Source organism: Dyella sp. SYSU CM1112 (genome assembly GCF_058216415.1).
Map to the genome: position 1 here is coordinate 100,002 of NZ_JBZEGI010000008.1, position 26,460 is coordinate 126,461.

General features: G+C 60.0%; 28 protein-coding genes. 22 read left to right on the forward strand and 6 right to left on the reverse strand.

What is annotated here, in order from left to right; translation table 11 throughout:
- Nucleotide 1: 1 nt before the first annotated feature.
- Entirely contained in the window at nucleotides 2-1,390 is a 1,389-nt protein-coding gene (locus tag AC4HNJ_RS12930) for an EmrA/EmrK family multidrug efflux transporter periplasmic adaptor subunit (protein WP_490479996.1), read from the reverse strand.
- Nucleotides 1,387-2,904: an efflux transporter outer membrane subunit gene (locus AC4HNJ_RS12935; RefSeq protein WP_490479997.1), complete on the reverse strand. Its 1,518-nt coding sequence runs from the start codon at nucleotides 2,902-2,904 to the stop codon at nucleotides 1,387-1,389. The genes AC4HNJ_RS12930 and AC4HNJ_RS12935 overlap by 4 nt, the downstream gene beginning before the upstream one ends.
- A gap of 498 nt (nucleotides 2,905-3,402) precedes the next feature.
- Between AC4HNJ_RS12935 and tkt the strand changes: the two genes are divergently transcribed.
- Both tkt and AC4HNJ_RS12945 read left to right on the forward strand, forming a co-directional pair.
- Nucleotides 3,403-5,469, forward strand: coding sequence for a transketolase (gene tkt / locus AC4HNJ_RS12940; RefSeq protein ID WP_490480094.1), 2,067 nt, complete (start codon nucleotides 3,403-3,405; stop codon nucleotides 5,467-5,469).
- Between the two features lie 247 nt (nucleotides 5,470-5,716).
- Entirely contained in the window at nucleotides 5,717-5,956 is a 240-nt protein-coding gene (locus AC4HNJ_RS12945) for a hypothetical protein (RefSeq protein ID WP_490479998.1), read from the forward strand.
- Here the strand turns inward: AC4HNJ_RS12945 and AC4HNJ_RS12950 are convergent.
- Entirely contained in the window at nucleotides 5,950-6,135 is a 186-nt protein-coding gene (locus AC4HNJ_RS12950; protein ID WP_490479999.1) for a hypothetical protein, read from the reverse strand. The two genes, AC4HNJ_RS12945 and AC4HNJ_RS12950, sit on opposite strands and share 7 nt — an antisense overlap.
- Nucleotides 6,136-6,653: 518 nt before the next feature.
- On the opposite strand from AC4HNJ_RS12950, the gene AC4HNJ_RS12955 reads away from it, so the two are divergent.
- The 3 genes from AC4HNJ_RS12955 to AC4HNJ_RS12965 all read left to right on the forward strand — a co-directional run bounded on the left by AC4HNJ_RS12955 (nucleotide 6,654) and on the right by AC4HNJ_RS12965 (nucleotide 9,425).
- Nucleotides 6,654-7,004, forward strand: a complete 351-nt coding sequence (locus tag AC4HNJ_RS12955) for a response regulator (protein ID WP_490480000.1) — start codon at nucleotides 6,654-6,656, stop codon at nucleotides 7,002-7,004.
- Between the two features lie 198 nt (nucleotides 7,005-7,202).
- Entirely contained in the window at nucleotides 7,203-8,972 is a 1,770-nt protein-coding gene (locus tag AC4HNJ_RS12960; RefSeq protein ID WP_490480001.1) for a CHASE3 domain-containing protein, read from the forward strand.
- A gap of 114 nt (nucleotides 8,973-9,086) precedes the next feature.
- Nucleotides 9,087-9,425: a glycine zipper 2TM domain-containing protein gene (locus AC4HNJ_RS12965; RefSeq protein WP_490480002.1), complete on the forward strand. Its 339-nt coding sequence runs from the start codon at nucleotides 9,087-9,089 to the stop codon at nucleotides 9,423-9,425.
- A 73-nt stretch (nucleotides 9,426-9,498) separates the two neighbouring features.
- Here the strand turns inward: AC4HNJ_RS12965 and AC4HNJ_RS12970 are convergent, their stop codons facing one another.
- A complete protein-coding gene (locus AC4HNJ_RS12970) occupies nucleotides 9,499-10,398 on the reverse strand; it encodes an SDR family oxidoreductase (RefSeq protein WP_490480003.1) in 900 nt (299 codons plus the stop codon).
- Nucleotides 10,399-10,530: 132 nt separating this feature from the next.
- On the opposite strand from AC4HNJ_RS12970, the gene AC4HNJ_RS12975 reads away from it, so the two are divergent.
- From AC4HNJ_RS12975 to AC4HNJ_RS13045, 15 genes are all read left to right on the forward strand, one after another.
- Nucleotides 10,531-10,833, forward strand: a complete 303-nt coding sequence (locus AC4HNJ_RS12975; protein WP_490480004.1) for a hypothetical protein — start codon at nucleotides 10,531-10,533, stop codon at nucleotides 10,831-10,833.
- 215 nt (nucleotides 10,834-11,048) lie between these two features.
- Complete coding sequence (locus tag AC4HNJ_RS12980) at nucleotides 11,049-11,543, forward strand: hypothetical protein (protein WP_490480005.1); 495 nt, start codon at nucleotides 11,049-11,051, stop codon at nucleotides 11,541-11,543.
- A gap of 176 nt (nucleotides 11,544-11,719) precedes the next feature.
- Nucleotides 11,720-12,367 (forward strand): cytochrome c3 family protein, encoded by a 648-nt coding sequence (locus AC4HNJ_RS12985; protein ID WP_490480006.1) that lies wholly within the window; start codon nucleotides 11,720-11,722, stop codon nucleotides 12,365-12,367.
- Nucleotides 12,355-15,306, forward strand: coding sequence for a Fe-S-cluster-containing hydrogenase (locus tag AC4HNJ_RS12990; protein ID WP_490480007.1), 2,952 nt, complete (start codon nucleotides 12,355-12,357; stop codon nucleotides 15,304-15,306). Before AC4HNJ_RS12985 ends, AC4HNJ_RS12990 begins: the two co-directional genes overlap by 13 nt.
- Nucleotides 15,303-16,661: an NrfD/PsrC family molybdoenzyme membrane anchor subunit gene (nrfD, locus tag AC4HNJ_RS12995; protein WP_490480008.1), complete on the forward strand. Its 1,359-nt coding sequence runs from the start codon at nucleotides 15,303-15,305 to the stop codon at nucleotides 16,659-16,661. Before AC4HNJ_RS12990 ends, nrfD begins: the two co-directional genes overlap by 4 nt.
- Nucleotides 16,661-17,200 carry a DUF3341 domain-containing protein gene (locus tag AC4HNJ_RS13000; protein ID WP_490480009.1) on the forward strand — a complete coding sequence of 180 codons (540 nt, stop codon included), beginning with the start codon at nucleotides 16,661-16,663 and terminating at the stop codon, nucleotides 17,198-17,200. The genes nrfD and AC4HNJ_RS13000 overlap by 1 nt, the downstream gene beginning before the upstream one ends.
- Nucleotides 17,197-17,865 carry a c-type cytochrome gene (locus AC4HNJ_RS13005; protein ID WP_490480010.1) on the forward strand — a complete coding sequence of 223 codons (669 nt, stop codon included), beginning with the start codon at nucleotides 17,197-17,199 and terminating at the stop codon, nucleotides 17,863-17,865. Before AC4HNJ_RS13000 ends, AC4HNJ_RS13005 begins: the two co-directional genes overlap by 4 nt.
- Nucleotides 17,862-18,944, forward strand: a complete 1,083-nt coding sequence (locus AC4HNJ_RS13010) for a hypothetical protein (RefSeq protein WP_490480011.1) — start codon at nucleotides 17,862-17,864, stop codon at nucleotides 18,942-18,944. The genes AC4HNJ_RS13005 and AC4HNJ_RS13010 overlap by 4 nt, the downstream gene beginning before the upstream one ends.
- A complete protein-coding gene (locus AC4HNJ_RS13015; RefSeq protein WP_490480012.1) occupies nucleotides 18,941-19,300 on the forward strand; it encodes a hypothetical protein in 360 nt (119 codons plus the stop codon). The genes AC4HNJ_RS13010 and AC4HNJ_RS13015 overlap by 4 nt, the downstream gene beginning before the upstream one ends.
- The gene (locus AC4HNJ_RS13020) at nucleotides 19,297-20,097 is read left to right on the forward strand and encodes an SCO family protein (RefSeq protein WP_490480013.1); all 801 of its coding nucleotides are present in this window, start codon (nucleotides 19,297-19,299) and stop codon (nucleotides 20,095-20,097) included. The genes AC4HNJ_RS13015 and AC4HNJ_RS13020 overlap by 4 nt, the downstream gene beginning before the upstream one ends.
- Nucleotides 20,094-21,050: a cytochrome c oxidase subunit II gene (gene coxB / locus AC4HNJ_RS13025; RefSeq protein ID WP_490480014.1), complete on the forward strand. Its 957-nt coding sequence runs from the start codon at nucleotides 20,094-20,096 to the stop codon at nucleotides 21,048-21,050. Before AC4HNJ_RS13020 ends, coxB begins: the two co-directional genes overlap by 4 nt.
- Nucleotides 21,037-22,647, forward strand: a complete 1,611-nt coding sequence (gene ctaD / locus AC4HNJ_RS13030) for a cytochrome c oxidase subunit I (RefSeq protein WP_490480015.1) — start codon at nucleotides 21,037-21,039, stop codon at nucleotides 22,645-22,647. The genes coxB and ctaD overlap by 14 nt, the downstream gene beginning before the upstream one ends.
- A complete protein-coding gene (locus tag AC4HNJ_RS13035) occupies nucleotides 22,647-23,300 on the forward strand; it encodes a cytochrome c oxidase subunit 3 (protein WP_490480016.1) in 654 nt (217 codons plus the stop codon). The genes ctaD and AC4HNJ_RS13035 overlap by 1 nt, the downstream gene beginning before the upstream one ends.
- A complete protein-coding gene (locus AC4HNJ_RS13040) occupies nucleotides 23,300-23,596 on the forward strand; it encodes a cytochrome C oxidase subunit IV family protein (RefSeq protein WP_490480017.1) in 297 nt (98 codons plus the stop codon). Before AC4HNJ_RS13035 ends, AC4HNJ_RS13040 begins: the two co-directional genes overlap by 1 nt.
- Nucleotides 23,597-23,809: 213 nt before the next feature.
- The gene (locus tag AC4HNJ_RS13045; RefSeq protein WP_490480018.1) at nucleotides 23,810-24,571 is read left to right on the forward strand and encodes an SDR family oxidoreductase; all 762 of its coding nucleotides are present in this window, start codon (nucleotides 23,810-23,812) and stop codon (nucleotides 24,569-24,571) included.
- Nucleotides 24,572-24,691: 120 nt separating this feature from the next.
- Here the strand turns inward: AC4HNJ_RS13045 and AC4HNJ_RS13050 are convergent, their stop codons facing one another.
- Complete coding sequence (locus AC4HNJ_RS13050) at nucleotides 24,692-24,943, reverse strand: hypothetical protein (protein WP_490480019.1); 252 nt, start codon at nucleotides 24,941-24,943, stop codon at nucleotides 24,692-24,694.
- A gap of 220 nt (nucleotides 24,944-25,163) precedes the next feature.
- On the opposite strand from AC4HNJ_RS13050, the gene AC4HNJ_RS13055 reads away from it, so the two are divergent.
- Together AC4HNJ_RS13055 and AC4HNJ_RS13060 are read left to right on the forward strand one after the other, a co-directional pair.
- Nucleotides 25,164-25,319 carry a hypothetical protein gene (locus AC4HNJ_RS13055; protein WP_490480020.1) on the forward strand — a complete coding sequence of 52 codons (156 nt, stop codon included), beginning with the start codon at nucleotides 25,164-25,166 and terminating at the stop codon, nucleotides 25,317-25,319.
- A gap of 3 nt (nucleotides 25,320-25,322) precedes the next feature.
- Entirely contained in the window at nucleotides 25,323-25,820 is a 498-nt protein-coding gene (locus tag AC4HNJ_RS13060) for a cupin domain-containing protein (protein ID WP_490480021.1), read from the forward strand.
- Between the two features lie 52 nt (nucleotides 25,821-25,872).
- Here AC4HNJ_RS13060 and AC4HNJ_RS13065 read toward each other — a convergent pair whose 3' ends face one another.
- Nucleotides 25,873-26,154, reverse strand: coding sequence for a hypothetical protein (locus tag AC4HNJ_RS13065; protein ID WP_490480022.1), 282 nt, complete (start codon nucleotides 26,152-26,154; stop codon nucleotides 25,873-25,875).
- Between the last annotated feature and the right edge of the window lie 306 nt (nucleotides 26,155-26,460).

Here is a 26,460-nt window from a genome sequence, read left to right on the forward strand (position 1 = left end):
GTCAATGCGTGCGGCGTGCTGCCGGACCGGGCTGCCCGTTAATCACGGCTATCGTATTGGCGCGAATGATCTGCTCGGCCTTCTGATCAGCCTGATTCACTTCGCGCTCGTAGACGTCGGTGCTCATCAGCGGCCGGCTTCTGACGCGTGTTTGCAGCATGGTGCCGCTGCGGTTGTGTGTATCCACGTCTACATCGGTCGACAGGCCGACCATGAGCGGATGCTTGCGTAGTTCCTTCGGGTCCAGCGAGATACGCACGGGGAGGCGCTGCACGACTTTGATCCAGTTGCCGGTAGCGTTTTCCGCAGGAAGCAGCGAGAAGGCACTTCCCGTGCCGGCATTGAATCCCACCACTTTGCCGTGATAGGTCACGTGCGAATAGATATCCGTGGTGATCGTGACTGGTTGCCCGATCCGAATATCCTGTAATTGCGTTTCTTTGAAGTTCGCGTCCACCCAAAGATCGGACAGCGGGACGATGGTGAGCAAATCCTGTCCGGGTTGCACGCGCTGGCCGACCTGAACCTGTCGCCGCGACGCAATGCCGTCGATGGGCGACACGATGGCATCGCGGTTGTTGTTGATCCACGCATTGCGAAATTGCGCGCGAGCCCGGATTACAGCGGGAAAGGTGCGTACATCGGTGCCGTCGACCTGGGTATGCGCGGCGGCGGCTTGTCGTTCGGCCTGTTGCAGCGCTGCGTAGGCGGCACGCATGTTCCGCCCTGCGTTGTAGGCTTCTTCCTTGGATACCGCATGCGCCATCACCAGCGGAAAGCGGCGTTCGTATTCATCGCGCTGGGTCTGGTATTGCGCGCGGCGCTGGGCGACCAGCGCATCTGCCCCAGCCGCCTGCTGGATGCTTTGCTGCGCATCACGCACCGCCTGGGCGAGTTGTCCTTCCGCGTTCATCAGCGTGACTTGCGCATCGGCCGGATCAAGGCGTATCAGCACTTGTCCCGCATGGACGCGTTCGGTTTCGTCAACGGCGATTTCCACGACGGTGCCGGGCACCCGTGGGGTGATCGTGACCAAATTACCGTGTACGTAAGCGTCGTTCGTGGTTTCGCGCTGGCTGAAGATGAAGATGTAAAGCAGCAGCCAGATCAACCCTGCGAGCAGGAAGACGCCGGCGATGATGCTGATCACGATGATGCGTTTGCGTTTCTGCTTGCGCTGTTGCCCGGCATCTTTACCTTCTTCCGGCTGCTTGTCCTGCTTGTTTCTATCGTGCTCTTCATCACTGCTCCCGGCCGGAGGCGAGTGGTTCTTTTGTTCGCTTTGTTCACCGCCTTCGTTGCCATATTTGTGCAGGTATTTATAGCGATACCTGTATTCGCGCGGTGCGTCATCGTCGTGCTCGTGCGGGTCGCGTTCTTCTGGACTCATCGCGCGGCATCCTGTGCATGGACATTAACGGGAAGCGCGGGCAGGCCGGTACTGTGGTACCCGCCACCCAGCGCATAGATCAAGGCGAGATTCGTAGCGAGCAACTGGTCGCCGAGCTGTACCTGTGCATCGCGTTGCTGGTCCAGCTGCATTTGCAGATTGAGCCAGTTGCGATCGTCATCCAGGCCTTGTTGACGGCGGCGATCCGCGCGCCGGTTTTGCGAAGCGACATCCGCGACCTGACGATCAGTCTGGATCTGTTCGGCATGCAGTTGCTGCAGCGTTGCAATCTGTTCGGCCACGTCGTGCGCTGCCTGCACGATAGTGTGGTTGTAGGCGGCGACCGCGCTATCCAGCTCGGCCTGGCGGCTTTCCAGCTGAGCCCTCAGGCGGCCACCTGAAAAAATAGGCAGCGAAACCGAAGCACCGACGTTACCGAGCGTGACGTTGGTGCGGGCGCCTGATCCCAGGTTGGGATACATCCTCAAGTAAGCACCCAGGGCCAGGAGGCTGACGTCCGGGTAATAGGCGGCTCTCGCCGAATCGATGCCTTTCATGGATGCTTCGATGTGCCAGCGGTCCGCCACGATGTCTGGTCGACGCGAGATCAGCGCGAGTCCGGCATAGGGTGGTATGTCCGTGTCGGCGGCGGGAAGGGTGCGCGGCTGTAGCGAGCCGAGTTCCTGCGCGGATACCCCAGCCAGGGCGGCGAGTTGCACCAGGTCGAGCGAACGCGATCCTTCAATCGTGCTCTCCGTGCGCAGTGCTTCGGCCCATTGGGCGTCGGCGCGGTCGAGCATTTGTGGATCGTCCAGGCCGGCATGTACACGCATCGCGACAAGCGCGCGATATCGTGCTGCATCGCTGGCGGCGCTTTTCGCGAGCTGCAGGCGTGCTTGCTGTGCTTGCCAGTCGAAGTAGGTTCTGGCGATGTTGTAGTGGAGCGAGTTGGCAGCCATGGCGCGATCGGCGTTGGCTGCGTTGGCCTGGCCGATGGCTTCGGCAACGGCATCTTTTTGCTTTCCCCAGATGTCCAGATCCCAAGTAAACAAGGCGGCGGCCAGTCCGCTATTGCTCCAGCTGTGCTTGGGATTGATCTGGATGTTCTGCAAGCCGCCGAGGCCGGGTTGCGCCTCCACGCCGGTCTTGCTGTAGGCGTGTGCAGCATCGGCATAGCCGCGCACTTGTGGATGGAGCTGGGCTCTTTGTACCTCGACGGCACGCTGCGCGGCGATGTAGCGCGCTTGTGCTTGCTCGAGGTCCGGCGCATTGCGCGTGGCCAGCTTCATCAGCCGATCAAGCTGCGCGTCGTGATAACGGCGCCACCATTGCTGCTGTGGCCATGGCGCCGTGCCGGTCGCTGTTCCTGCCAAGGGTGCCTGCGTTCGCGGCGCAAATTGCGGTGGCCGTATCGGCGGCGCGCACGCCGCGATCAACGAAACACCGAGGAGAATGATCGTTCCTTGTCGTAAGCCGCATCGCCTCCGATGCGGTGTGTGGTTGGCTATCGCCACGAGTCATCCGGCACAAAGATTGAGAGTAGGTTTATGCGGGACTGGCTGTCCGGTAAGCAAAGTAGCATCTGCTGACGTGGTCGCCGTGTGATGGAAAACCTTCACGCGACAGCAACGCGGCAAGCCGCTTACACGTGGTCAGAAGGGTCGATAAAAATCGCGTTTGCGGTATGTCAAAGGCTTGCGTATCGATCGGCAAAGCCGTGCATTCGACACGAAGCCGGCTTCAATTTCACTTTGTCGAAACCGGCGGCATCGCATCGTGCGTATTCATTCGTCCGATACCTTTCTTCCTTCGACAAAGAGGCGAATTGCGCATGGAAATCGATCACAAATGTGCGTACGGATCCTGTCAGTGCAAGGTGGCCGAAGCAGGCCAGTACTGCAGCGATCACTGTCGCCAGGCCGACAAACTGCGAGCGGAAAGCACGCCATGCAGTTGCGGCCATGAAACGTGCACAGCCACGCAGAATGCATGACACACAGGTTAGCGGTGAGATGACGGCGCAGCTCGACCAGATGTGCATCAACACGATCCGGTTTCTCGCGGTCGACATGGTGCAGAAAGCGGATAGCGGTCATCCGGGATTGCCGCTTGGCGCGGCGCCGATGGCTTTCGTGCTGTGGGATCGTTACCTGAAACACAACCCGCACGATCCGCATTGGCCCGATCGCGATCGTTTCGTGCTGTCAGCCGGGCATGGTTCGGCGTTGCTCTATGCGTTGCTGTTTCTGGCGGGCTACGAGCTTACGCTCGATGATCTTCGGCAATTTCGGCAATGGGGCAGCAAAACACCCGGTCATCCCGAACGAGGGCTCACGCCGGGCGTCGAGATGACCACCGGGCCATTGGGGCAGGGCTTTGCCAACGCGGTCGGCATGGCCATCGCCGAAGCGCAGCTTGCCGCGCGTTACAACCGCGATGCTTACCTGGTCGCCGACCATTACACCTACGTCCTGGCGAGCGACGGCGACCTGATGGAAGGCGTTGCTTCCGAAGCAGGATCGCTGGCGGGGCATCTCAAACTGGGCAAGCTGGTCTGTCTTTACGACGACAATAGCGTCACCCTTGCCGGCAGCACCGATGTCACGTTCACGGAAAATCGCATTCAACGGTTTCAGTCGTACGGATGGCATACCACGACGGTGGAAGACGGCAACGATCTGGCTGCCATCGACACGGCATTGAGCCAGGCGCGCAGGGAAGTGGCGCGGCCATCGCTTATTCGGGTGCGGACGCATATTGGTTTTGGCTCTCCATTACAGGACAGCTACAAGGCACACGGTTCGCCGCTCGGCGAAGAGAACGTGCGCAAGACCAAGGAAGCGCTGGGCTGGCCGACCCAACCCTTGTTCCGCGTGCCTGAGGATGTCCTTGCGCATACCCGCAAGGCGGTTGCACAAGGTAGTGAACGGCACCGTGCGTGGGTGCAGCAGATGAATGATTACAAGAGTCTCTATCCCGATCTGTCGCGGGAACTGGAAACACGCCTGCGTGACGAACTGCCGGAGGGATGGGATCGGGAGATTCCCTTCTTCGAGCCGGATGCGAAAGGGCTCGCCACCCGCGAAGCATCTGGCAAGGTGATGAATGCGTTGGCGCCCCGGCTGCCTGCGCTTGCCGGTGGCTCGGCCGATCTCGATCCATCGACCAAGACGGCACTGAGCGAATTCGGCGACTTTCGTCCACCGCGCACCGGCGAAACCGTCGAAAAGGGTGGCGCGGAAGAACACGGCGACTACACCGGACGCAACATTCATTTCGGCGTGCGCGAACATGCGATGGGCGCGATCGTCAACGGGCTGGCTGCGCATGGTGGTTTCATTCCTTATGGAGCCACCTTTCTAACCTTCTCCGATTACATGCGTCCGCCGATCCGGCTTGCTGCCTTGATGGGTCTGCATGTGGTGCATGTATTTACGCACGATAGCCTTGCCCTGGGGGAGGATGGCCCGACCCATCAGCCCATCGAACACTTGGCCAGCCTGCGGGCGATTCCTGAGCTCTTGCTGATTCGTCCGGCGGATGCGAATGAAACCGCGGTGGCGTGGCGCGTTGCGGCGGAAACGCGTGATCGGCCGGTCTTGTTGGTGCTCAGCCGGCAGAAACTTCCCACACTGGATCGCAAGCGTTACAGGTCTGCGGAGGGACTGCGCCAAGGCGGGTACGTTGTGGCCGATACACCAGGCGGCCGTCCATCCCTGGTGCTGATCGCGAGCGGTTCGGAGGTGAACCTGATCGTGCAGGCTGCCGAACAGCTCGCCGTGGAAGGCATCGCGGTTCGCTGTGTCTCCATGCCATGCCAGGAATTATTCGATGCCTTGCCGCAAGCCGTGCGGGATGACGTGCTACCGCCGGCGGCCGGGGCGCGCTTGGCCGTGGAAATGGGGATTTCCCGCGGTTGGGAGCGTTATGTCGGTTCGCAGGGCACCGTATTGGGAGTCAACCGCTTCGGGGCATCCGCGCCGGGCGAGACGGTAGCGCGTGAATACGGATTCACGGTAGAAGAGGTCTGCAAAGCGGCTCGCGCGCTGTTGGAGCGGCGCGCAGAGGGAGTAAGCTGAGACGATGAGGCGTTCAGCTGAAAGCCGTTTTCGCAGGCCGAACGCCTGCTTTTGTCAGCCGGCATTCGGCTTTTCAAACGAAGCGTTGACAATGGCTCTACAAAGCCTTGCATAGAAGTGGATCAGTGTGAGACAGGTAATCGTTGCAGCCAAGTAAGGCTATGGCCTGGCATGGGCGATAAAGCGGTTACTTGGTTCATTCGGTACGACGCGAAAGATCACGTCAGTCACGTCAGGAGAGAAACTCATGAAGCGCACGGCATTCGGCATCGCACTGGTAGGCATTGGCTTGGCCTTGGGGGGGTGCAGCAACCCGAGTAGCAATAGTGGCGGTGGTACATCGGCCCCTGCGTCGGCCCCTGCGCCTGCGTCGCCCGCTACCGCCCCTACGCCTCCGGCGACCCCTGCACCGGCTCAAACGGCCATGACCCCAGCCCAGAACAGCAGCTCGCAGACACCGGCCTCGTCGTCGACAGCGGGTCACTGACCGCCTTTCATCACACCCCGTCCCTCCTCTTGTGTGGAGGGCGGGATTTTGTTGCCTTGAAAAAAAGCAGAAACGAAGCGAGGCAGCGCGACTTCCTTGCGCGCTACCTCCGTCCACGGCTCTATTACCAGCACGGTATCGTTGGGTTCGCGTGACAGCGAACCAACGAGCGACGGCATGGCATGAGCCTGCGCCATAGGATGTAAGCAGCCGGGCTGTGGGAAGTGATGAATGCGATCACGTCGCTAAATCCGCCCAAGCCGCATCGCTGTACCGCAGCGGTTATGCGCGGTATGGGGAAGTGAAGTTTGCGTCAATCATTCAACCCGTCGCCGCCCGCATCAGGGATAGGGCGCGGTACGCGGCGTCGGCGGGCGCGCTTCCTGATGGCGAAGCGCCCGATAAGCGCCTACGAGAATAAATGCAGTCAGGAGCAAGACGAATACGATCCAGCCTATTCGTTTACGCACGGGACAATACGCGTGAAAAGACTACATGGAAGCTAGTCGCATGCGGATCACTTGTACGTGAAAAGTATTATTCGTTTATGTAGTTTTTATTGACCTGCCCTTCACAACGCATATCACCCTTTTGGTTATTGTCCGCCTGCTTGGACCATATTCACCGTTTATTTTGTGATCGCCGAATACTGTTCGAAGGACCGCTGTGTTTTGGCGTTATTCCGAGTGGGGGTGGCATGAAGACTGTTCTTCTCGTCGATGACAACCGAGATGTCCTTGAGGTGACTGCGTTCATGCTCGAGGATGCTGGCTATGAAGTGGTGGCCGCCAATAGTTCCGAGCAAGCCTTGCAAGTTGCGTCGCTGCGCCCCGATATCGGCGTGGTGGTGACCGATCTCAATCTCAGGCAAGGCATGTCAGGTATCGAGATGGGCGTGGCCATGCATGAAGATGGTTTGAAGTGTCCGATGATCGTCATGTCCGGTGATTGCGAGCCGCCGGAAGACGGGCTTCAAGCCTGGATGAAATATTTGCCCAAGCCTTTTGATCGCAAGACCTTGTTGGCAGCCATTACCGAACATGTGTAGCCGGTAGTCCCGTCGGTACGAACCGTTTGTCGCCAGGATCGCCGCGATAACAAAAATAAGGGACGAGTGCGCGCAAGGACATAGCCGCTCCTTCTGGCGTGAGTCTGATCAAGGCCTCTTATGGAACACGAATCGGCGCAGGCACGCCTTAGGCTCGGGCTCATTAGTGGCTTTGCATTGCTTTTGGGCGTCTGTGCGATGGTGGTCGTCGCGACGTTCGCGAGTATTGCCGCGGACGGTCTCGTCGAGCATTCCATGCGGGTGAGGCAAACGGCGGAACAACTTCTAGGAACCCTCCAGGAAGCCGAAACCGGCCAACGCGGCTATCTATTGACCGGCAATGCCAGTTATCTGGAGCCGTTCTACAAAGCGCGGGCGGCTATCCCCACGCTGGAGGCGCAGTTGCGCGAACTCACGCGCGATAGTTCCGCCCATCAAAAGCGGCTGGATAACCTCTATCCGCTCATCACTGCGAAAATGGACGAGCTGTCCAGCACCGTGCAGCAGCGCGAAACAGGTCGCGCCGATGCGGCCATGTGGCTGGTGAAAACCAATCTCGGGCGGGATCTGATGGAGCAAATCCGTGGCCGCTTCGATGACTTTGATCGAGCCGAATACGGGATGTTGAAGGTGCGCACCGCGAAAGCCGCATTCCATCGCACGCTTCTGACCACGGTGACCTTGCTGCTGACCTTACTGGCCGGTGCCTTGGGGTTCATCGTGATGCAGCGGGCACGGCGCTATGCCAGCGACATGCGCGACAAGAACAAGTTGCTGCAGGAGGAAATGACGCAGCGCGAGGCGGCCGAGCAGCAACTCCGGCAAGCACAGAAAATGGAGGCGCTTGGGCAGCTCACGGGCGGGGTGGCGCATGATTTCAACAATATGCTGTCGGTCATCATCGGCAACCTGGAAATGTTGCTGAAGCGGTTGCCGGAGAACGAAGCGAGATGCCATACGTTTGCCGGCAATGCCTTGACCGGGGCACAGCGCGCGGCCGAACTCACCAAGCGTTTGCTGGCTTTTTCACGATTGCAGCCATTGCAGCCCAAGGCGATCGACGTCAATCAGTGCGTGCAGGATGTTTCGGTCATGCTCCGTCGCTCGCTGGGCGAAAATATCCAGATCGAGACGGTGCAGGGCGGCGGCCTTTGGCGGGCGTTCGTGGACCGCGCGCAACTGGAGAGCGCCATTCTCAATCTGGCGGTCAATGCACGCGATGCGATGGATGGCATCGGCAAGCTCACCATCGAAACCGCCAACGTCTTTCTCGATCGCCAGTATGCCGATGCACACAGTGAGGTTGATCCCGGACAGTACGTGATGGTGGCGGTGACGGATACCGGCTGCGGCATGCCTGCGGACGTTATAAACAAAGCGTTCGATCCATTCTTCACGACCAAGGAAGTCGGCCAGGGCACCGGCCTGGGGCTCAGCCAGGTGCATGGCTTTGCCAAACAATCGAATGGACACGTCAAGATTTACAGTGAGGTCGGTGTGGGCACCACGGTGAAGCTTTATCTGCCCAGAGATGTTTCCAAGACGGAAGAGAGCATCGTGCCGGCATCGCTTGAATACACGCCGCCGGCTTCCCGTCGCAGGGTGCTGGTGGTGGAGGACGATTCCGATGTGCGGGAATTTGTCGTATCCGTATTGCAGGAATTGGGTTATGAACCGATCGCCGCCGACAACGCGGATTCAGCCCGGGCATTGTTGGCCGAAGATGGCGAGATCAGCATCATGCTTACCGATGTCGTGATGCCGGGCGACAACGGTCGACAACTGTTCGATCAAGTCAAGGACAGCCGCCCTGATCTGGCCGTGCTGTTCATGACCGGCTATACGCGCAACGCGATTGTCCATAACGGGGTGCTGGACGCAGGCGTGCGTCTTATCAGCAAGCCCTTCACCATCGAGGAGCTGTCGCGCGAGCTGCACGCCGCGGTGATGGCGAGCACCGCATCCTGATAATCCGCATCGTTTTTCGTGTTTAGCTGAACATCCTCACGCGTGCATGACTCGCGGCTCACCATGGCCGCAAAATAATGCGTCCTATCACGGCTACGTAGGTGACGCATGAACATGAAAATGCCAGCAAGCCTGGGCTTGATCGGATTCATCATGGTGGCGAGCGTGAACATCGCCGTGGCACAAAACGGTGGCACGACCACGCATGAGGTATGCCGTCGGGTCAAGGTACAGGACAAGCCGAAAGACAAGCATCAGATCGCAGGGACGCTGGTGGGTGCGGCGGCAGGAGGCCTGCTCGGTAATCAGATCGGTGGCGGCAAGGGCAAGGTGCTGACCACCGCCGGCGGTGTTGTCGCCGGCGGTTATGCAGGGAAGAAGATCCAGGAAAACCACCAGGCCAATCATGCGACGTACCACTACGAAGAGCGCTGCTATCCAAGGCGCGATTGATGCGTGAACGTCCACGCGCGCAGCGGGTGAGTCACCTCGCCGCTTGCGTGGAAGCTGACATTGACGTCGTCATTCAGGGCAGCGGATGCCCACCCGTCACGCCATACACTTCGGCGGTGACGTAGCTGGATTCCTGCGAAGCAAGAAAGACATACACCGGTGCAAGTTCGGCCGGCTGTCCCGGACGTCCGAGCGGAACGCTCTTGCCGAATTCCTTCACTTTTTGCTGCGGCTGTCCACCCGAGGGTTGCAGCGGTGTCCAGATGGGACCGGGTGCCACGGCGTTGACCCGGATGCCGCGGTCGGCCAGTTGTTTGGCCAGCACCTTGGTGAAGCCAACAATGGCCGACTTGGTCGGCGCGTAATCGCCAAGTATGGGTGACTGGTCATAAGCCTGGATGGAGGCGGTATTGATGATCGTCGAGCCGGGCGGGAGATGCGGGATGGCTGCCTTGCAGATCCAGAACAGCGCATAGACGTTCGTCTTGAAGGTTGCGTCGAATTGTTCGGAGCTGATATCCAGGATGCTTTCCTGGTATGCCTGCTTGCCAGCGACATTCACCACGATATCCAGGCCGCTCATTTTCTCTGCGGCTGTATTCACCAGCTCTTTGCAGAAGGTTTCGTCCTTGACGTCGCCGGGCAGCGTATGCGCCTGCACGCCAGTTTGCCGGATGATCTGCAGCACTTCTTGCGCATCCTCTTCTTCCTGCGGCAGGTAATTGAGCGTCAGGTCGGCGCCTTCGCGCGCGAAGGCGATGGCGACCGCGCGTCCGATACCCGAGTCGCCGCCCGTGATCAACGCCTTGCGTCCTTTCAAGCGGCCAAAGCCGACGTAACTGTCTTCGCCATGATCGGGACGCGGCACCATCCTTTTGGCGAGGCCGGGTGCTTCTTGCGGCTGTTCCTCAAAGGGAGGACGCGGGTATTGCGTGGTGGGGTCGCGCATGGAGTATTGATTGGTTGCGCTCATGAGTTGCTCCGGAACAGAAGGTGACTGACCAAGGATCCAGCTCGAGATCTAGCTCGAGCCAGAGATCTAGGGATACGACGAGCGCCGTCTAAAACAAGTCTGCATCGTGGCGATGCCGCGTTGATCGATCGCATGCATTTTCTTCAAGCGGCGCGTGGCACGGTGCCGGTGTACCGACAAACCGAAGAGGTACCGGCCGTGAAACGATTCGCGCCCAAGGGTTCGTTTTCCCTGTTGGTTGCAGGAAGCATGGCATTGCTGAGCGTGCTCGCTATCGCGGGATGCCACGATCGAAACCCTACCGTGCAGCAGCCTTACGGTCCCACCGTGCCGTCCACCTCGCCCACTTCCACCACGCCGCGCCAGCCAGCATCGACGCAAAGCGTCATGAGTCCGTCAACGCCCTCGCCGGCCACATCCGCCTCCAGGCCATGAATGTCACGCGCAACAAATGCGTGGCCGTTGGACAAGAGTGGTGAGCAGCGATCTCGCGTTGTTGGCAACCCTGCATGGCGTTACCGCCGAACACTTTGTCGGCCTCAAGCTGGAGTCATCCTTGAGTGAATTGCTGCACGACGCCGCGCTCATCTGAAGAGCCGGTACGGGTATGGGCGGTATGAGCCCATCGTCTTTGCGACGGGAGACATGCGATGAAAAAGCGAGTGGTATTCAGTGCCATGGACATGGCCGGCGCAAGGGCGGCCATGGAGCGGGCGCGTGATGCCGGTGCTGCCGATGACGATATTTCCCTGATCGTCCGCTCTGACAAATCGGACATGGTGCCGGATGATCGCAAAGTCGTGGAAGGCGATTTTTATCCGGCGGCGGCAAAAGGCGCGGCGGGTGGCGCGGCGATCGGCCTGGTGGCCGGCTTGGTCGCGGTGGCGATTCCGCCGTTGGGTATCACCATTGCCGGTGCACTCGCCATGGCGGTAGGCGGAAGCGTGCTGGGTGCGTGGTCGACGGCGCTCGCCGGGGCGGCGGTGGAAGATCCGGTGCGTCGCCAATTCGAGGATGAAGTCGAAGCCGGGCGCATTCTCGTCGTTATCGATGCCGAGGAAGAAAGCATTCCTGCAGTGAAAACAGCTGTTGCAGCAAGCGGTGCAAGGCCGCTGCCGTTCGAAAGACCGACCGTCATCACGTAGGGCCTGTTTACCCTGCTGGCGTGGCTCGCTGGGAGCTGTTTGCGTGCCAGAAGCTTGTCAACGCGATCGCGTCAAAACCGAGACCGTGCATTCACTTTTCCAGCGATACGGTCAGCCAGAACAAGCGCCGCTTGAGGTAAGCGCGCTGGCGAGGAGGGTGGCACGCATCCGTTGCCATGGGTCAGATTTTTTCACCAAGTTTTGGGCTTTACGCAAAGCTGGCGCTTGTCGGCGTGCTGGTGTTGGTGGCCGGTGCCTGTCTTGCATGGCGCGGCATGGTGACAGCCCCGCATCGTTTGAATGAGCCGGTCAACCAGCCGATACCGTTCAGCCATAAACATCATGTGGGCGACGATGGACTGGATTGCCGTCTTTGCCACGCCAGTGTCGAGACCTCTGCGTTCGCCGGCATGCCTCCGATATCCACCTGCATGACCTGCCATTCCCAGTTGTTTACCGATGCTCCGATGCTCAAGCCATTGATGGATAGTTGGAAGAGCGGCGTGGCCCTGCATTGGAACCGGGTCTATCAGTTGCCGGATTTTGTGTATTTCAATCACAGCATCCACATCGCCAAAGGCATCGGCTGCGTGTCATGCCATGGCCGCATGGATCGCATGCCTTTGACGCGTCGCGTGAACTCGCTATCGATGTCTTGGTGCCTGGCTTGCCACCGCAACCCGCAGAAATACATTCGCCCGCGCGATCAAGTGTTCAATCTTGCCTGGCAGCCGACGGATCAGGCGCGCCTAGGGCCCGAACTGGTACGCGAGTATCACATCGACACCGGACGCATGACGGACTGTTCGCTATGTCACCGATGAAATTCGAACGCGCTGCTGCTTTGGCCCGGCGCCGACTGGGCGATGCCCAAGGGCCGCGTTTCTGGCGTGCCTTGGAGCAGCTGGCCGGCGATGCGGGTTTCAAGCATGAGGTCGAGCAGGCGTTGCCGTCTTTTTCGTCGTTCGCGTTGATGGATCGGCGACGATTCCTGCAATTGCTTGGCGCATCGCTCGCATTCGGCGGACTGGCAGCGTGCAGCGGGCCGCCTGCCGAACAGATCGTGCCGTGGGTGACGGAGCCAACGGACAACACTCCGGATATTCCCAAGTTTTATGCCACCACGCTGGCCTATGCGGGCGATGTGATGGGCGTGCTGGTCGAAAGCCACCTCGGACGGCCCACCAAGATCGAGGGCAATCCGTATCATCCGGCCAGTCTGGGTGCGACGGGTCCACTGCCACAGGCAGCCGTGCTGGAAGTATGGGATCCCGATCGTTCGCAGATTCCGCTGCATCACGGTGCCGCGTCTAGCTGGGAGGCTTTTGCCGCCGACGTTACCGCATGGCCTGCTTCGTTCGCGCACGATGCCAGTGGCTTGCACGTGTTGAGTGACCGTATCGTTTCACCGACGCTGCGCGCGCAGCGTGACCGATGGCTGGCGCGGTTCCCCGGGTCGCGCTGGTACGAATATGCACCGGTCGCGCCGGAGCATGCGGAGCAGGGCGCCGCATTGGCTTTCGGCAAGGCGGTGGCATCGCGTTATCACTTCGATCAGGCCGATGTCATCCTTTCGCTGGAGGCGGAGTTTCTCGATCTCATGCCTGGGCGCGTCGCCTACGCCCACGCGTTTGCGGAGCGTCGCAAGCCGGAACCTTCAGCGGATGGAATGAATCGCCTGTATGTCGTGGAAGCGACACCGTCGCTGACCGGCACGATGGCCGATCATCGTTGGGTGTTGCCAGCGTCGGCCATCGCGCTGTTTGCACTGGAATTGGCGCATGCGCTCGACATCGATACCGGAACGTCCCCCGTCGCTTCCAGCGGTATCTCATCGAAGCGGCTGCAGGCGTTGTGCTCCGACTTGCTCGCCCATCGCGGACGCAGCCTGATCCTGGCGGGTGAATCACAACCGCCGGAAGTGCACGCATGCGTGCATCTGCTCAACGAAAGATTGGGTAACGTCGGCCATACCGTCGATTACCTCGAACTTCCGGACGATCCGGGCAGGCGGCATTCGCTCGGCGAATTGGCTGCAGCAATACGCGCAGGGCAGGTGAAGCAACTGATCGTGCTCGACTGCAATGCCGCGTATTTCGCTCCTGCGGATCTCGATATTCCCGCTCTGCTGCAGCAGGTTCCAAAGCTTGTGCATTGGGGATTGTATGTCGACGAAACCGCGCATCTGGCCGAATGGCATGTGCCGGCGAGCCACGTGTTGGAGAGCTGGTCGGATGCGCAGACACATGCAGGGGTTGCAAGCATCGTGCAGCCACTTATCGAGCCGCTGTATCAAGGCCGCTCGGTGCACGCGTTCCTCGCGCTGTTGATGGGAGACGAGGTACAGGAGGGCCTGGCAATCGTGCAGGCATTCTGGCGCTCACAGCATCCATCCCCATCGTGGCCTGACAGCGTGCGTGCCGGTTTGATTCCGGGCATCCACGCGAATACTGCCGAAGTCACGGCCCGTCCCGATACGCTGAGTGGCTGGTCGCCGGCGCCGCCATCGGCGACTGCCTTGGAGCTGGTGTTCCGACCCGATCCCACGGTATGGGATGGGCGCTATGCGAATAACGGCTGGCTGCAGGAGCTTTCCAAACCGCATTCGCAACTCACCTGGAGCAATGCGGCCTTGGTCAGTCCGCAGCTCGCGCGCGAATATGATCTTTCCAACGGTGATGTGGTGGTGTTGCGCTATGCGGGCGGGCAGGTAGAAGCGCCGGTGTGGATCACGCCAGGGCAAGCGCCGCATACCGTGACCGCGCATCTCGGTTACGGAAGACAGCACGCCGGTCGCGTCGGTGACGATCTGGGGTTCAACGCGTATCTCCTGCGCACGTCAGAGCGGCCATGGTTTGCCGAAGGGCTCAGCCTGCAGAAGACAGGACGTTCGGTAAAGCTGGCCAGCACGCAGGAACATTTCGAGATGGAAGGGCGCGACCTGGTGCGCAGCGTCACGCTGGCCGAACTCGCCGGCGATCCGCACGCGGCGGATGAAGGCGACAAGACCCCCGTCACGCTTTATCCGGCGGCTACGCCCGGCGAATACGCGTGGGGCATGACAGTCGATCTCAATGCATGCATCGGCTGCAAAGGCTGCACCATCGCCTGCCAGGCCGAGAACAACATTCCGGTGGTGGGTGTCGACCAGGTATTGCGCGAGCGCGAAATGCATTGGATACGCGTGGATCGCTACTACACCGGTTCGGCGGAAAACCCGGTCACCTATCATCAACCGGTTCCATGCATGCAATGCGAGCATGCGCCTTGCGAGCTGGTATGCCCGGTCGGTGCCACCGTGCACGACGAAGAGGGGCTGAATCTACAGGTCTATAACCGCTGCATCGGCACGCGCTGGTGTTCGAACAATTGCCCTTACAAAGTGCGGCGCTTCAACTTCCTGCAATTCAGCGACCTCACTACCGAGACGCTCAAGGCGCAGCGCAATCCGGATGTGACGGTGCGCAATCGAGGGGTGATGGAGAAATGCACCTATTGCATCCAGCGCATCGAGACGGCGCATATCGCTGCGGACCGCGAACAGCGGCGCATCAAGGATGGCGAGATCGTTACCGCATGCCAGGCAGCGTGCCCTACGCAGGCGATCACGTTCGGCGATATCAGCGATACGAACAGTGCGGTGAGCCGCGCGAAAGCGTCACCGCGCAACTACCAGCTGCTGGAAGAGCTCAATACGCGTCCGCGCACCAGCTATCTCGCGCATGTGCGTAACCCGCATCCCGGTCTGGAGGACGACACATGACAGAGCATGCGTCGAATGCGGACGAACGGGTGATGACCCGGGCCCACACCTACGCCTCGCTGTCGGAAAAAATCGGTGAACTGGCGCTGCAGCCCAACGGTGCGCTGTGGATGGTGGCTTTTGCGTGTTCGCTGCTGCTTACCTTGTTGTTTGTGGTGGGTGTCGGCGAATTGCTGGCGCGCGGCGTCGGCATCTGGGGTATCGATATTCCGGTGGCCTGGGGTTTCGCACTGATCAATTATGTATGGTGGATCGCGATCGGCATGGCCGGCACCTTCATTTCCGGCGCGTTGTACCTGACGCGGCAGGATTGGCGTTCCTCGCTCAACCGCTACGCCGAAGCAATGACGGTATTCGCGGTGTCGGTGTCCGGCCTGTTCCCGATTTTCCATCTCGGGCGGCCGTGGTTTTTCTACTGGGTGTCGTTCTATCCCAATCGCATGGGGTTGTGGCCGCAATGGCGCAGTTCACTGGTGTGGGATTTTCTCGCCATCATTGCGTATCTGCTGGTGTCGGTCATGTTCTGGTATGTAGGGCTGCTGCCGGATCTGGGCAGCCTGCGCGACCAGGCGCGCACGCGCGGCAAGCGGCTGTTCTACGGGCTGCTTGCGCTCGGGTGGCGGGGTGAAGCGCGGCATTGGAAGCGATTCGAAACCCTGAACGTGCTGCTGGCGGGATTGGCCGTGCCGCTGGTGTTTTCCGTGCACAGCATGGTGGCGCTGGATTTCTCGGAGGGCACGTTGCCGGGCTGGCATTCGACCCTGTTTCCGCCGTTCTTTGTGGCCGGTGCGTTCTTCTCGGGTTTCGGCATGGCGCTGGTACTTGGCATTCCGCTGCGCCACTGGCTCGGCTTGAAAGACATCATCACGCTGAAGCACCTGGATAACCTGGCGAAGATGATGCTCGCCGCAGGGTTGTTCGTGGGCTACAACTACGCCGTTGAATTCTTCATGGCGTTCTACAGCGGCGATCCTTACGAGATCGCCGAGGCTAAGGACAGGCTGGTGGGCTCGTACGCCTGGGTGTTCTGGACGGTTATTTTCTGCAATGTCGTCGTGAACCAGTTGCTATGGTCGCCGCGTATCCGGCGTCGCCCCATCGCGTTGTTCGTGATCGGCTTGCTGGTGCTGATCGGCATGTGGTTCGAACGTTTCATGCTGATCATCAACAGTCTTTTCCGTCCCTACCTGCCATCAAGCTGGGGCATGTTCTATCCCACCGTATGGGATTTGATTTTCCTGTTCGGTTCCGTCGGCTTGTTCCTGTTGATGTTCACGCTGTTCGTGCGATGGCTGCCGGTGGTCGCGACATTCGAAATGCGCAAGCTGGTGCACAAGCTGCAGGAGTCCGGCTGATGGCGCATGAAGCGAAGCGTTACGGCTACATGGCGTTTTTCGAATCGCCGGATACCCTGGTCGGTGCCGTGCGGGCGCTGCGCAAGGGCGGCTATAAAGATCTTGAAGCCTATACGCCGTTCCCGATCGAGGGCCTGGACGAGGCCTTGCAGATCGGTAGCAGCGCCGTGCCGTTGGCGACATTCGCAGGCGGTGCGTTCGGCGGCGTCGGCATGTTGGTGATGCAGTACATCTCGGCGGTCATTCACTACCCCATCCGCGTGGGCGGGCGTCCTTTTGCAAGCTGGCCGGCTTTTATTCCGGCGGCACTGGAAATGACGTTTCTGTTCGCCGCATTGGGGGGTGTGCTGGCCATGTTGATCGGCAACCGCTTGCCGACGTTCTATCACCCCGTGTTCCATGTCGATCGTTTCGAGCGGGCCAGCCAGGATGAGTTCGTGCTGGTCGTGCGTTCGGAAGCGATGGGGCGCGACAAGGATCCGCTGCTGATCTTGCTGCAGAGCCTGCATGCGATGCAGGTGGATGTGGTGCCGCTATGAACGTCGATCGCTGCCTGCAGAGCAGGTGTCTGCGGTGTCCGAAGGGCATCGGGCGCCGCATACGCGCCTGCTTCGTATGGCTTTGCATCGTTTGCCTGCTCAGCAGTTGCGAGCGCGCCATGCACGACATGTATGTGCAGCCGAAATACAAACCGGGTGACCCGAGTCCTTTGTTCTCCAATGACAGCGCGTCGCGGCCACCGCCGGAGGGCAGTATTCCCGCTGCGCAAGGCGAACTTGCCGGGCCATCCAGCGGGCGGCTCGGGCGCACTGCCGCGCCCCTGACGGCTACCCCCTCGGGCGGCAATCCCTATCCGATGACCCTGGCGCTGCTGCAGCGTGGGCGCAATCGGTACGACATTTATTGTGCGGCGTGCCACGGGCTGGCCGGCGCAGGCAATGGCATGGTCGTGCAGCGTGGATTTCCCAAGCCCTTGCCTTACACCCGCGCGCGCTTGCTGCACGCCTCGGATGCGGATCTGGAGCGATCCATCCGAGAAGGGTATGGGGTGATGTATCCGTTTGCGGATCGCGTCAATGAGCACGACAGCTGGGCGATCGTGGCCTACCTTCGTGCGCTTCAACTCAGCCAGCGCGCGCCTGTGGATCAGCTGACGCCGCAAGATCTGAAGGCGCTCGGCGTGGCGGGAGCAAAAACGCCATGATGCGTCGCCGGGGCTCTCCGTTGCTGGGTTCAGCCGTGGCAATCGCGCTGTTGCTGGCAGGTTTTTGCTTCGCCATCGGTCATCTGCATCATGCCTTGTTGGTGTATCTCGCCAGCTGGCTTTTTCTGCTTGGCGTGGTGGTCGGCAGCATGACCCTGCTGCTGATTCACACGCTAACGGGGGGTGACTGGGGATGGCGTCTCGGTCCTGCCCTGAGCGTGGCGACGCGCTTGTTTCCTTATGCCGCCATCGCCGTGCTGCCGCTGCTTGTGGGCATGCACCTACTGTTTCCCTGGCTGCATTCCGGCGCATCGATCGATGATCCGTATCTGCCACAGCAGCGCTGGTATCTCAATGCACCGGGTCTGGTCATTCGTACCGTGGTCGTGTTCGCCATCTGGGCCTGGTATGCCTACCGTCTTGTGCGAGGTATGAATGACAACGCGCAGCCGGTCAGTCAGCGTTTTGCGGCGGGCGGTCTGGTAGTCATGCTGCTTACCGTATCTGTCGCGGCGATTGATTGGGTGATGTCGTTGGTGCCGCGCTGGCATTCGACGGATATCGCATTGCTGCTGTTTACCAGTCAGCTTTTGCTTGCACTCGCGCTGGCGGTGCTCATGTATCTGGCAGGCGATGCTTCGGCGAAGACGGTGCCGGCACGTAGCCTGCGTGATTTCGGCAGCCTCATGTTGGTGCTGGTGCTGGGCTGGGGGTATGTCAGTTTTATCGATTACCTGACCGCCTGGATCGCCGATTTGCCGGCGGAAACCGCCTGGTATGCGCCGCGTCTTCTCACCGGTTGGCGATGGTGGGGCGTGGGTGTCGCGTTTCTTGGACTTGGCATCCCGTTTTTCTCGCTGTTGATGGGCAGGGTGAAGACATCGCGGCGCGCACTCTGCGTGATCGCCGTGATCAGCCTGTTCGCGCAATGGATCGACCTGATCTGGCTGGTATTGCCCAGTGCGGTGGTTCGAGGCGTGAGCCTGAGATGGACCGATCCATTGATCTGCATCGGCCTGCTTGGATTCTGCGCGGTGCGTTACCGCGGGTTGCTGCACCAGACGGAGGGGATGCGATGACCACCGGACACGAGCCTGATCGCATCGATGCACCGGTGCTGCACAAGCTGGGTGTGATCTTCGTGCTGGCACTGGTGTTGATTTTGAGCCTGATGTACTGGCTATGGATGCATGTGCAGGCGCCTACGCTCAGTGCGACGCCGCAACGCATTCCGCCTCCGCCGCAGTTGCAGGTCATCGCCCCTCCCGACCGCATCAGGCAGTACCGCCTGCAGACGCAACGCTTGGAATCGTACGGATGGGTGGATGCTGGCCATCGTGTGGCGCACATTCCTATCGAACGTGCGATGGCGTTGCTGGTATCGAAGGGTGGCGCAGGCCCATCCGACCATCGAGAGAGGAGTGGATCGCCATGAGCGTGCTGCAGCGCGTGCTGCTTTTGTTTCTCGTCTGCACGGCGTGTGCAAGCGCTGCCACTGCGCCGCCACCGCCACGCAACCTCACTTCCCAGGTGGGATTCGATCAGAAGCTTGCCGCTCCGCTGCCGTTGGCTGCGAAGTTCATCGATGCCAGTGGCGAAGTGGCCAGCCTGGGGCATTGGATGGACCAGCGGCCCACGTTATTGATGCTCGGCTATTTTCGTTGCCCGAACCTGTGTGATGTGGCGGAACAAGGTCTGGCGCATGCGGTTGCCTTGTCGGGCCTGCGACCCGGCAAAGACATGAGCGTGATATTCGTCAGCATCGATGCGCGCGACACGCCTGCCGGTGCTGCTGACAAGCAGCGCATGGTGGCGCACATGCAGAAGGGTGCCGACGTGGCGGCGTGGCATTTCCTGGTCGGCAGTCCTGCTTCCATCCATGCGCTCGCGCAGGCGATCGGCTATCGCTATGTCTACGATCCGAAGCTCGATCAGTTTGCGCACCCGGCCGGGCTGGTGATCACCACGGCGGACGGCAAAGTGAATCAGTATCTGATGGGCGTGAACTATGTGCCCAAGACCTTGCAGCTTGCGGTGGTCGCGGCTTCTCACCACAGCCTGGGCAACATCGTCGATCAGCTGGTGCTGTTGTGCTGTGGCTACGATCCGGCAACGGGGCGCTACACGGTGACGATCAATCGCATCATGCAGGGACTTGGCTTCGGTTTCGTCGCCATCTTGCTGTTGCTGTTCGTGTTGCTGAAGCGGCGGCGGCCGGGGGCGGCGCCATGACACCGCTGCATCCGGAAGCGTCGAACTTCGCCGTGCCGATCGACCGCATGTTCGACGCAATGCTCGCGTTATGCGGCGCCGTAGCAGTGGGCGTTTTCGTGGTGATGATCTGGTTCTGTGTGAAGTATCGGCGCGGAAGTCCCGCCAATCGCGAAGGGCGGCAGAGCCAGAACCTTGCGGTGGAGTTGTCCTGGACGATCATTCCGTTTCTGCTCTTTTGCGGCATATTTGGCTGGAGCATCAATCTATGGACGATGCTGCGTACGCCACCAGCAGATGCGGTGCCGATCTATGTCATAGCGAAACAGTGGATGTGGAAAGTGCAGCACACGAATGGACGCAGGGAGATCGACAACCTGCACGTGCCATTGGGGAAGCCGGTGCGCCTGATCATGACCTCGCAGGATGTCATCCACAGCTTTTACGTGCCGGCCTTCCGGGTGAAGCAGGATGTGGTGCCGGGACGCTATACCGCGCTGTGGTTTACCGCCACGCGCCTGGGTGATTATCCGTTGCTGTGTTCGGAGTATTGCGGCACCAACCATGCGGCCATGATCGGCACGGTGGAGGTAGTGACACCCGCCGCCTATCAGAAGTGGTTGAACGCGAGCACGGCCATACCGCCGGCGGAACAGGGGCGGCATCTGTTCGTGCAATTTGGATGCAGCGGTTGCCACGATCCGCATTCGGGTATCCACGCGCCGGACCTGCATGGTCTGTACGGGCGGCAGGTCACGCTTTCCGATGGTTCCACCGTTACCGCCAACGATCGCTATCTGCATGATTCCATCGTGCTGCCGGCGATCCAGGTCGTACAGGGCTACGCGCCGATCATGCCCGTGTATCAGTCGCGCATCGATGAGGAAGACATCCTCTCCCTGATCGCCTACATCAAGTCGTTGCCCCCGCAGTCCGAGGCTTCGCCAACGGGAGGTGCCCATGAACAGCATTAATGCGACGGCCGACGCGATGGACACCGGCTACCTGGTCGAGGGTGGCCGCACACTCAGGTCATGGCTGTTTACGCATGACCACAAGCGCATCGGTTTGCTTTATGCCATCGCCATCACGTTTTTCTTTTTTCTTGGTGCGGTAGGCGCCACGATGATCCGGCTGGAACTGATCTTTCCGGACGGCAGGCTGATGTCCGCCGAAACGTACAACAAGACCTTCACCTTTCATGGCGTGGTGATGGTGTGGTTTTTCCTGATTCCGTCGATTCCCTCCACGCTGGGGAATTTTCTGGTACCGCTGATGATCGGCGCGCGCGATGTGGCGTTTCCGCGCCTGAATCTTTTCAGCTGGTATCTGTATATGGCGGGCGGCCTGTTCACCGTGGCAGCGCTGCTGCTTGGCGGCGTGGATACCGGCTGGACGTTCTATACGCCGTTCTCGACGATGTTTTCCAATTCCAACGTAATCCTGGTGGTAATAGGCGTGTTTGTCGTGGGGTTTTCTTCCATCCTTACCGGGCTCAACATGATCGTGACCGTCCACACCATGCGCGCTCCCGGCATGGAGTGGTATCGGCTGCCGCTGTTTGTGTGGGCGATGTATGCCACCAGCATCGTGATGATGCTGGCGACGCCGGTGCTGGCGATGACCTTGTCGCTGATCGGGCTGGAGCGTGTGGCGGGTGTCGGTATTTTCGATCCGGCGCTGGGCGGCGATCCGATTCTCTTCCAGCATTTTTTCTGGTTTTATTCGCATCCCGCGGTATACATCATGATCCTGCCGGCGATGGGTGTGGTCAGCGAACTGATCTGTTGCGGTGTGCGCAGGAAGATCTTCGGCTACCAGTTCATGGCATGGTCGATGTTCGCCATCACCTTTATCGGCTTTCTGGTGTGGGGCCACCACATGTTCGTGGCCGGGCAATCGATGTATGCAGGCATTGTGTTTTCCATCCTCAGTTTCGTGGTGGCGGTGCCTTCGGCGATCAAGGTGTTCAACTGGCTTGCTACCTTGCATAAGGGCACGATCGATTTTCATGCGCCGATGATTTATGCACTGGGCTTCATCGGCCTGTTCACCCTGGGCGGCTTGACCGGGCTGTTTCTCGCCGCGGTGGCGTTGGATGTCAATCTCACCGATACCTATTTCGTGGTGGCGCATTTCCATTACATCATGGTGGGTGGATCGGTCATGGCCTACCTGGGCGGCATCCATTTCTGGTGGCCGAAAATCACCGGACGTCTTTATTCGGAGCGCATGGCGAAAGCCGCCGCCATCCTGATGTTCGTCGGCTTCAATCTGACCTTCTTCCCGCAATACATATTGGGCTATCTGGGCATGCCGCGGCGTTATCATCAATATCTGCCGCGGTTTCAGGATTTGAACATTCTCTCGTCGGTGGGCGCGGCGATTCTTGCCGTGTCTTACCTCATGCCTTTGTTCTATTTCGCCCGTTCGCTTTATAGCGGCGAAGTGGCCGGGCCGAATCCCTGGCGTGCGACCGGGCTGGAGTGGACCACCTCTTCACCGCCACCGGAACACAATTTCCTGGTGACACCGGTGGTGACCGAAGGGCCTTACGAGTACCGCGACTGATGAATGCCTCCGTGCAACGACAGGCGGTGCAGCTGCAGTTCGACGATGCACCTCAGCAGAAGGAGGCTGCGGTGCTGGGCATGTGGGCCTTCATTGCGACGGAGGTGTTGTTTTTCGGCGTGCTGTTCGCCGCGTACGTGGTCTGCCGCTGGAGTTTTCCGTTGCCTTTCGTCGAAGGAAGCGCGCATATCGATTTTGCGATGGGCACGGCGGAAACGGCTGTTCTGCTGACAAGTAGTTGCCTGGTTGCGCTGGCTTCCCGCGAAATTCAATTGGGACACGCACGCCTCAGCGCCGTCCTGCTTGCTGCAACGGCCGCGTTGGGGTTGGTGTTTCTGGCGCTGCACGGTTCGGAATATCACGACGAATACACGGAAGGGCTGATCCCCGGCATCCGCTATCTTCAGCATGGACCGGATGCGGCACAAATGGAGCTGTTTTTTGCGCTCTACTATGTCATCACCGGTTTTCACAGCCTGCATGTGCTCATCGGCGTGGTGCTGCTGCTGATCATGGCGGTGCGAACCTGGCGAGGCTCGTTTTCGCCGACGTACTACACCCCCATAGAAATAACCGGTTTGTATTGGGGCCTGGTCGATGTCGTGTGGATCTTTGCCTACACGGCGCTTTATCTGGTGGGGAGTGCGGGATGATGAATCAGGACATCCCCTCGTTGCGCAGTCACCTGCTGACGTGGGTGGCCTTGTTGATGTTGCTTGCGGCATCTGCGGGGCTGTCGCGCTTGCCGTTGGGATGGTGGGGCCTGGTCGTCACGGCGATGCTTGCTGTTGCGCAGGCAACGCTGGTGCTCACGCTGTTCATGCGCCTGAAGTACGGAACGCCGGTGCTAAGAATGATTGCTTTGCTGAGCTTCGCCTGGCCGCTACTGATGGTGGTGTTGACGTTGGGCGATTATCTGACGCGCTCGTTGCTGCATGCGCCTTTCTAGGCCCACGATCTATCAAGCCGGTTGCGGAGACGGGAAGAGGGCGCCATGCGTGATCTGATCGGGTTGCGGGAAGCCGGCTCGGCGTGCTCATCCGCATCTTTTAAAATGTCTCGCTCCTATATCATTGCGCGATGACACTCATCGACGATCTTTCTTCCGACCGTGGATGATCAAGTGCATTCGCTGTTTCACTACCTCATGGAGGTTCGCTAAATGGATACCGCTCCTCAAGCGCCGCTCATTCTGATAACAGGGGGAGGCCGGGGCATCGGTGCGGCGACAGCACGCCTTGCCGCGGCACAAGGTTACGACGTGGCGATAAGCTTTGTTTCCAACGAATCGGCTGCGCTTGCGGTGGCAGCGGATGTCGAAGCTGCTGGGCGCCGGGCGTTGCCTGTGCGCGCAGATAGCGCGGATCCAGAACAGGTCGCAGAGCTATTCGCCGCGATCGACCGAACGTTCGGCCGGATCGATGTGTTGGTGAACAACGCGGCGATCATTGCGCAGCAGTCCCGGCTGGAGGATCTTGGGTTTGAGCGAATCCGGCGCATTTTCGCGGTCAATGCGATCGGCCCTATCCTCTGCGCACAGCAAGCGGCGAAGCGGATGTCATATCGTCACAACGGGCGTGGCGGTGTCGTCATCAACATCTCTTCAGCCGCCGCCCGTCTCGGCAGTCCGAATGAATATGTCGACTACGCCGCATCAAAGGGCGCCGTCGAAACATTCACTACCGGCTTTGCCAAAGAAGTCGCGCGGGAGGGGATACGCGTCAACTGCATTCGCGCCGGGCACATCTACACGGACATGCATGCCAGCGGTGGAGAGCCGGGACGGGTGGATCGCGTCAAGGATTCGATTCCCTTGGGCCGGGGCGGTCAGCCGGAAGAGGTTGCGCGGGCGATCCTATGGCTGGCAAGCGCCGAGGCTTCTTTCATCACCGGCACCTTCCTCGATGTCACGGGTGGCAAGTGAGCAGCCGGATCGAGCGGCAGTTTTCGCGCTTGGGCCGGCGCATCGCGGCGGATAATCGGCGCGTGTCGCTGCCACCCTCCGGGCGATCCGCTTGATAAGCCCTGAGCCTGGTTGCTGCCGCTATTCCAATCCCTTGGAAGGAACAAAGATGGAGACCGGATCGCTGGCCGGAAACGTTTCTTCCAGGCCGTGATCGTGGTTGTCGCTCTCGTGTTGTTTGCGGCGTTCGCGCAGCTCCTGGCTTTCCCGCTGCGTGCGCCCTCTATCGGCGGGATGCGGTGAGTCTTTGCGGTCGTGCGATGTCATGCGGATCACCTCGATGATGACGAGGCGATGCTCCCACCCTGCCCGTGATGCGCGAATCGAAACCATGTAAACAATTACCGGTACAGCCCGGACGCTGGGATCGATCGGCGATATTTCTTGAACGAACGTGGTACGTAACGCGCGTGTCGCGGACAGACGGTCGCGGTGTTGGCTGCCAGTCATCAGCATGAGCGAGGCATGAGCGAAAACCCCGCAAATGTTCACGCCAGGCCACGCCGGCGCGGAGCAAAGTGGGGGGCAAGCTTCCGTGCAGGAGGGTCGAACCGTGGAAGAACGCGATATCACTCGTCCGCCTTACAACTCCGGCTATTCCGAGCCGCGTCCGGAGACTGCCAAAAAGCATCAAAAAAAGCCGGATGCGAATTCGCCGCATGAACCGCAGAATGTGCCGGATAAAAAGCCTTATCCCTCGTCGGGTTGAATCATGCAGATCGAAAGTTTCCTGTTCGAACCGAATGGGTGGATACCGAACAATCCACGCTTTCCGGTCGTGCTCTACAGGAACGTGCTTGCCGGTTTGCAACGCATCGGCGCCAGGGACCTGGAGGATCTGTTTCGCAGCCACAACTGGCAACCGCGGTGGCGCGATGGCGTCTACGGTTATCACCACTATCACACCACGGCGCATGAAACGCTGGGCTTTGTCGGTGGCTCCGCGCGGCTGATGCTTGGTGGCCCGCACGGTAAGGAAGTGGACGTGACGGAAGGCGATGTCCTGGTGTTTCCCGCCGGCGTGGGACATTGCAGCATGAGAACCGACAGAAAGTTTCTCGCGATAGGTGCGTATCCACCGGACCAGGAGTGGGATATGTGCAAGACTGCTGCGGACGCGGCAGCGCTCGAACGCATCAAGCATGTGCCGCTGCCGGAGTCGGATCCGGTGGAGGGCAGCGGGGGCATTCTGCTGGATCTCTGGCGTTAGTCGCGCACGTCACGCGAAGGCGTTGCGGAGAGAGTGGGTGGGCGAACAGGCGCTAGGGTTCGAGCTCAATCCATTCCAGGCTGATGCCGAGCTTGCGCGCTTCATCGCTGGCGATGCTTTCCACGCGCTGGGTCGCTGAAGCATCGTCCGGTACATCCAACTGGATGGAGTGCAGATGGGACACCGCTTCGGCGGGTGCATCACTCTCTTCTTCGAGTTGCGGTAGATCCGCCATTTGCTGCAGGTGCTCGACACCTTCCACGTCGCGCAATGCGGTCATCAATGTGTCTGCATCATCCTGATACCCGACCAGGCGCAAGATCAGGCTGGGCATGACGGCTTCCTCCCCTCATGGACGAATCCGGTACCACGTGAATCAAAACGGCAGAGACGCGAAGATGCCGTGAATATGCAGTGATCGGAGGGTGCGCGCGTGAACCTGCTGTGCGGAGAGGCCTCGGTTTGCTTTGCCTACCGTGGCGGCGATTAGCATCGTGCTTCTTTATCGGCCAGATTCATAGCGAAGGCGGCGGATGGAGTTTGTGGGGTGTGCTAGGGAGTTGTCTATGGACAGGCGCATCCTGCGCTGGATAGGCGTGAACAGACCTTTGTTGCGCAGGCCACATCGACGATGCCATGC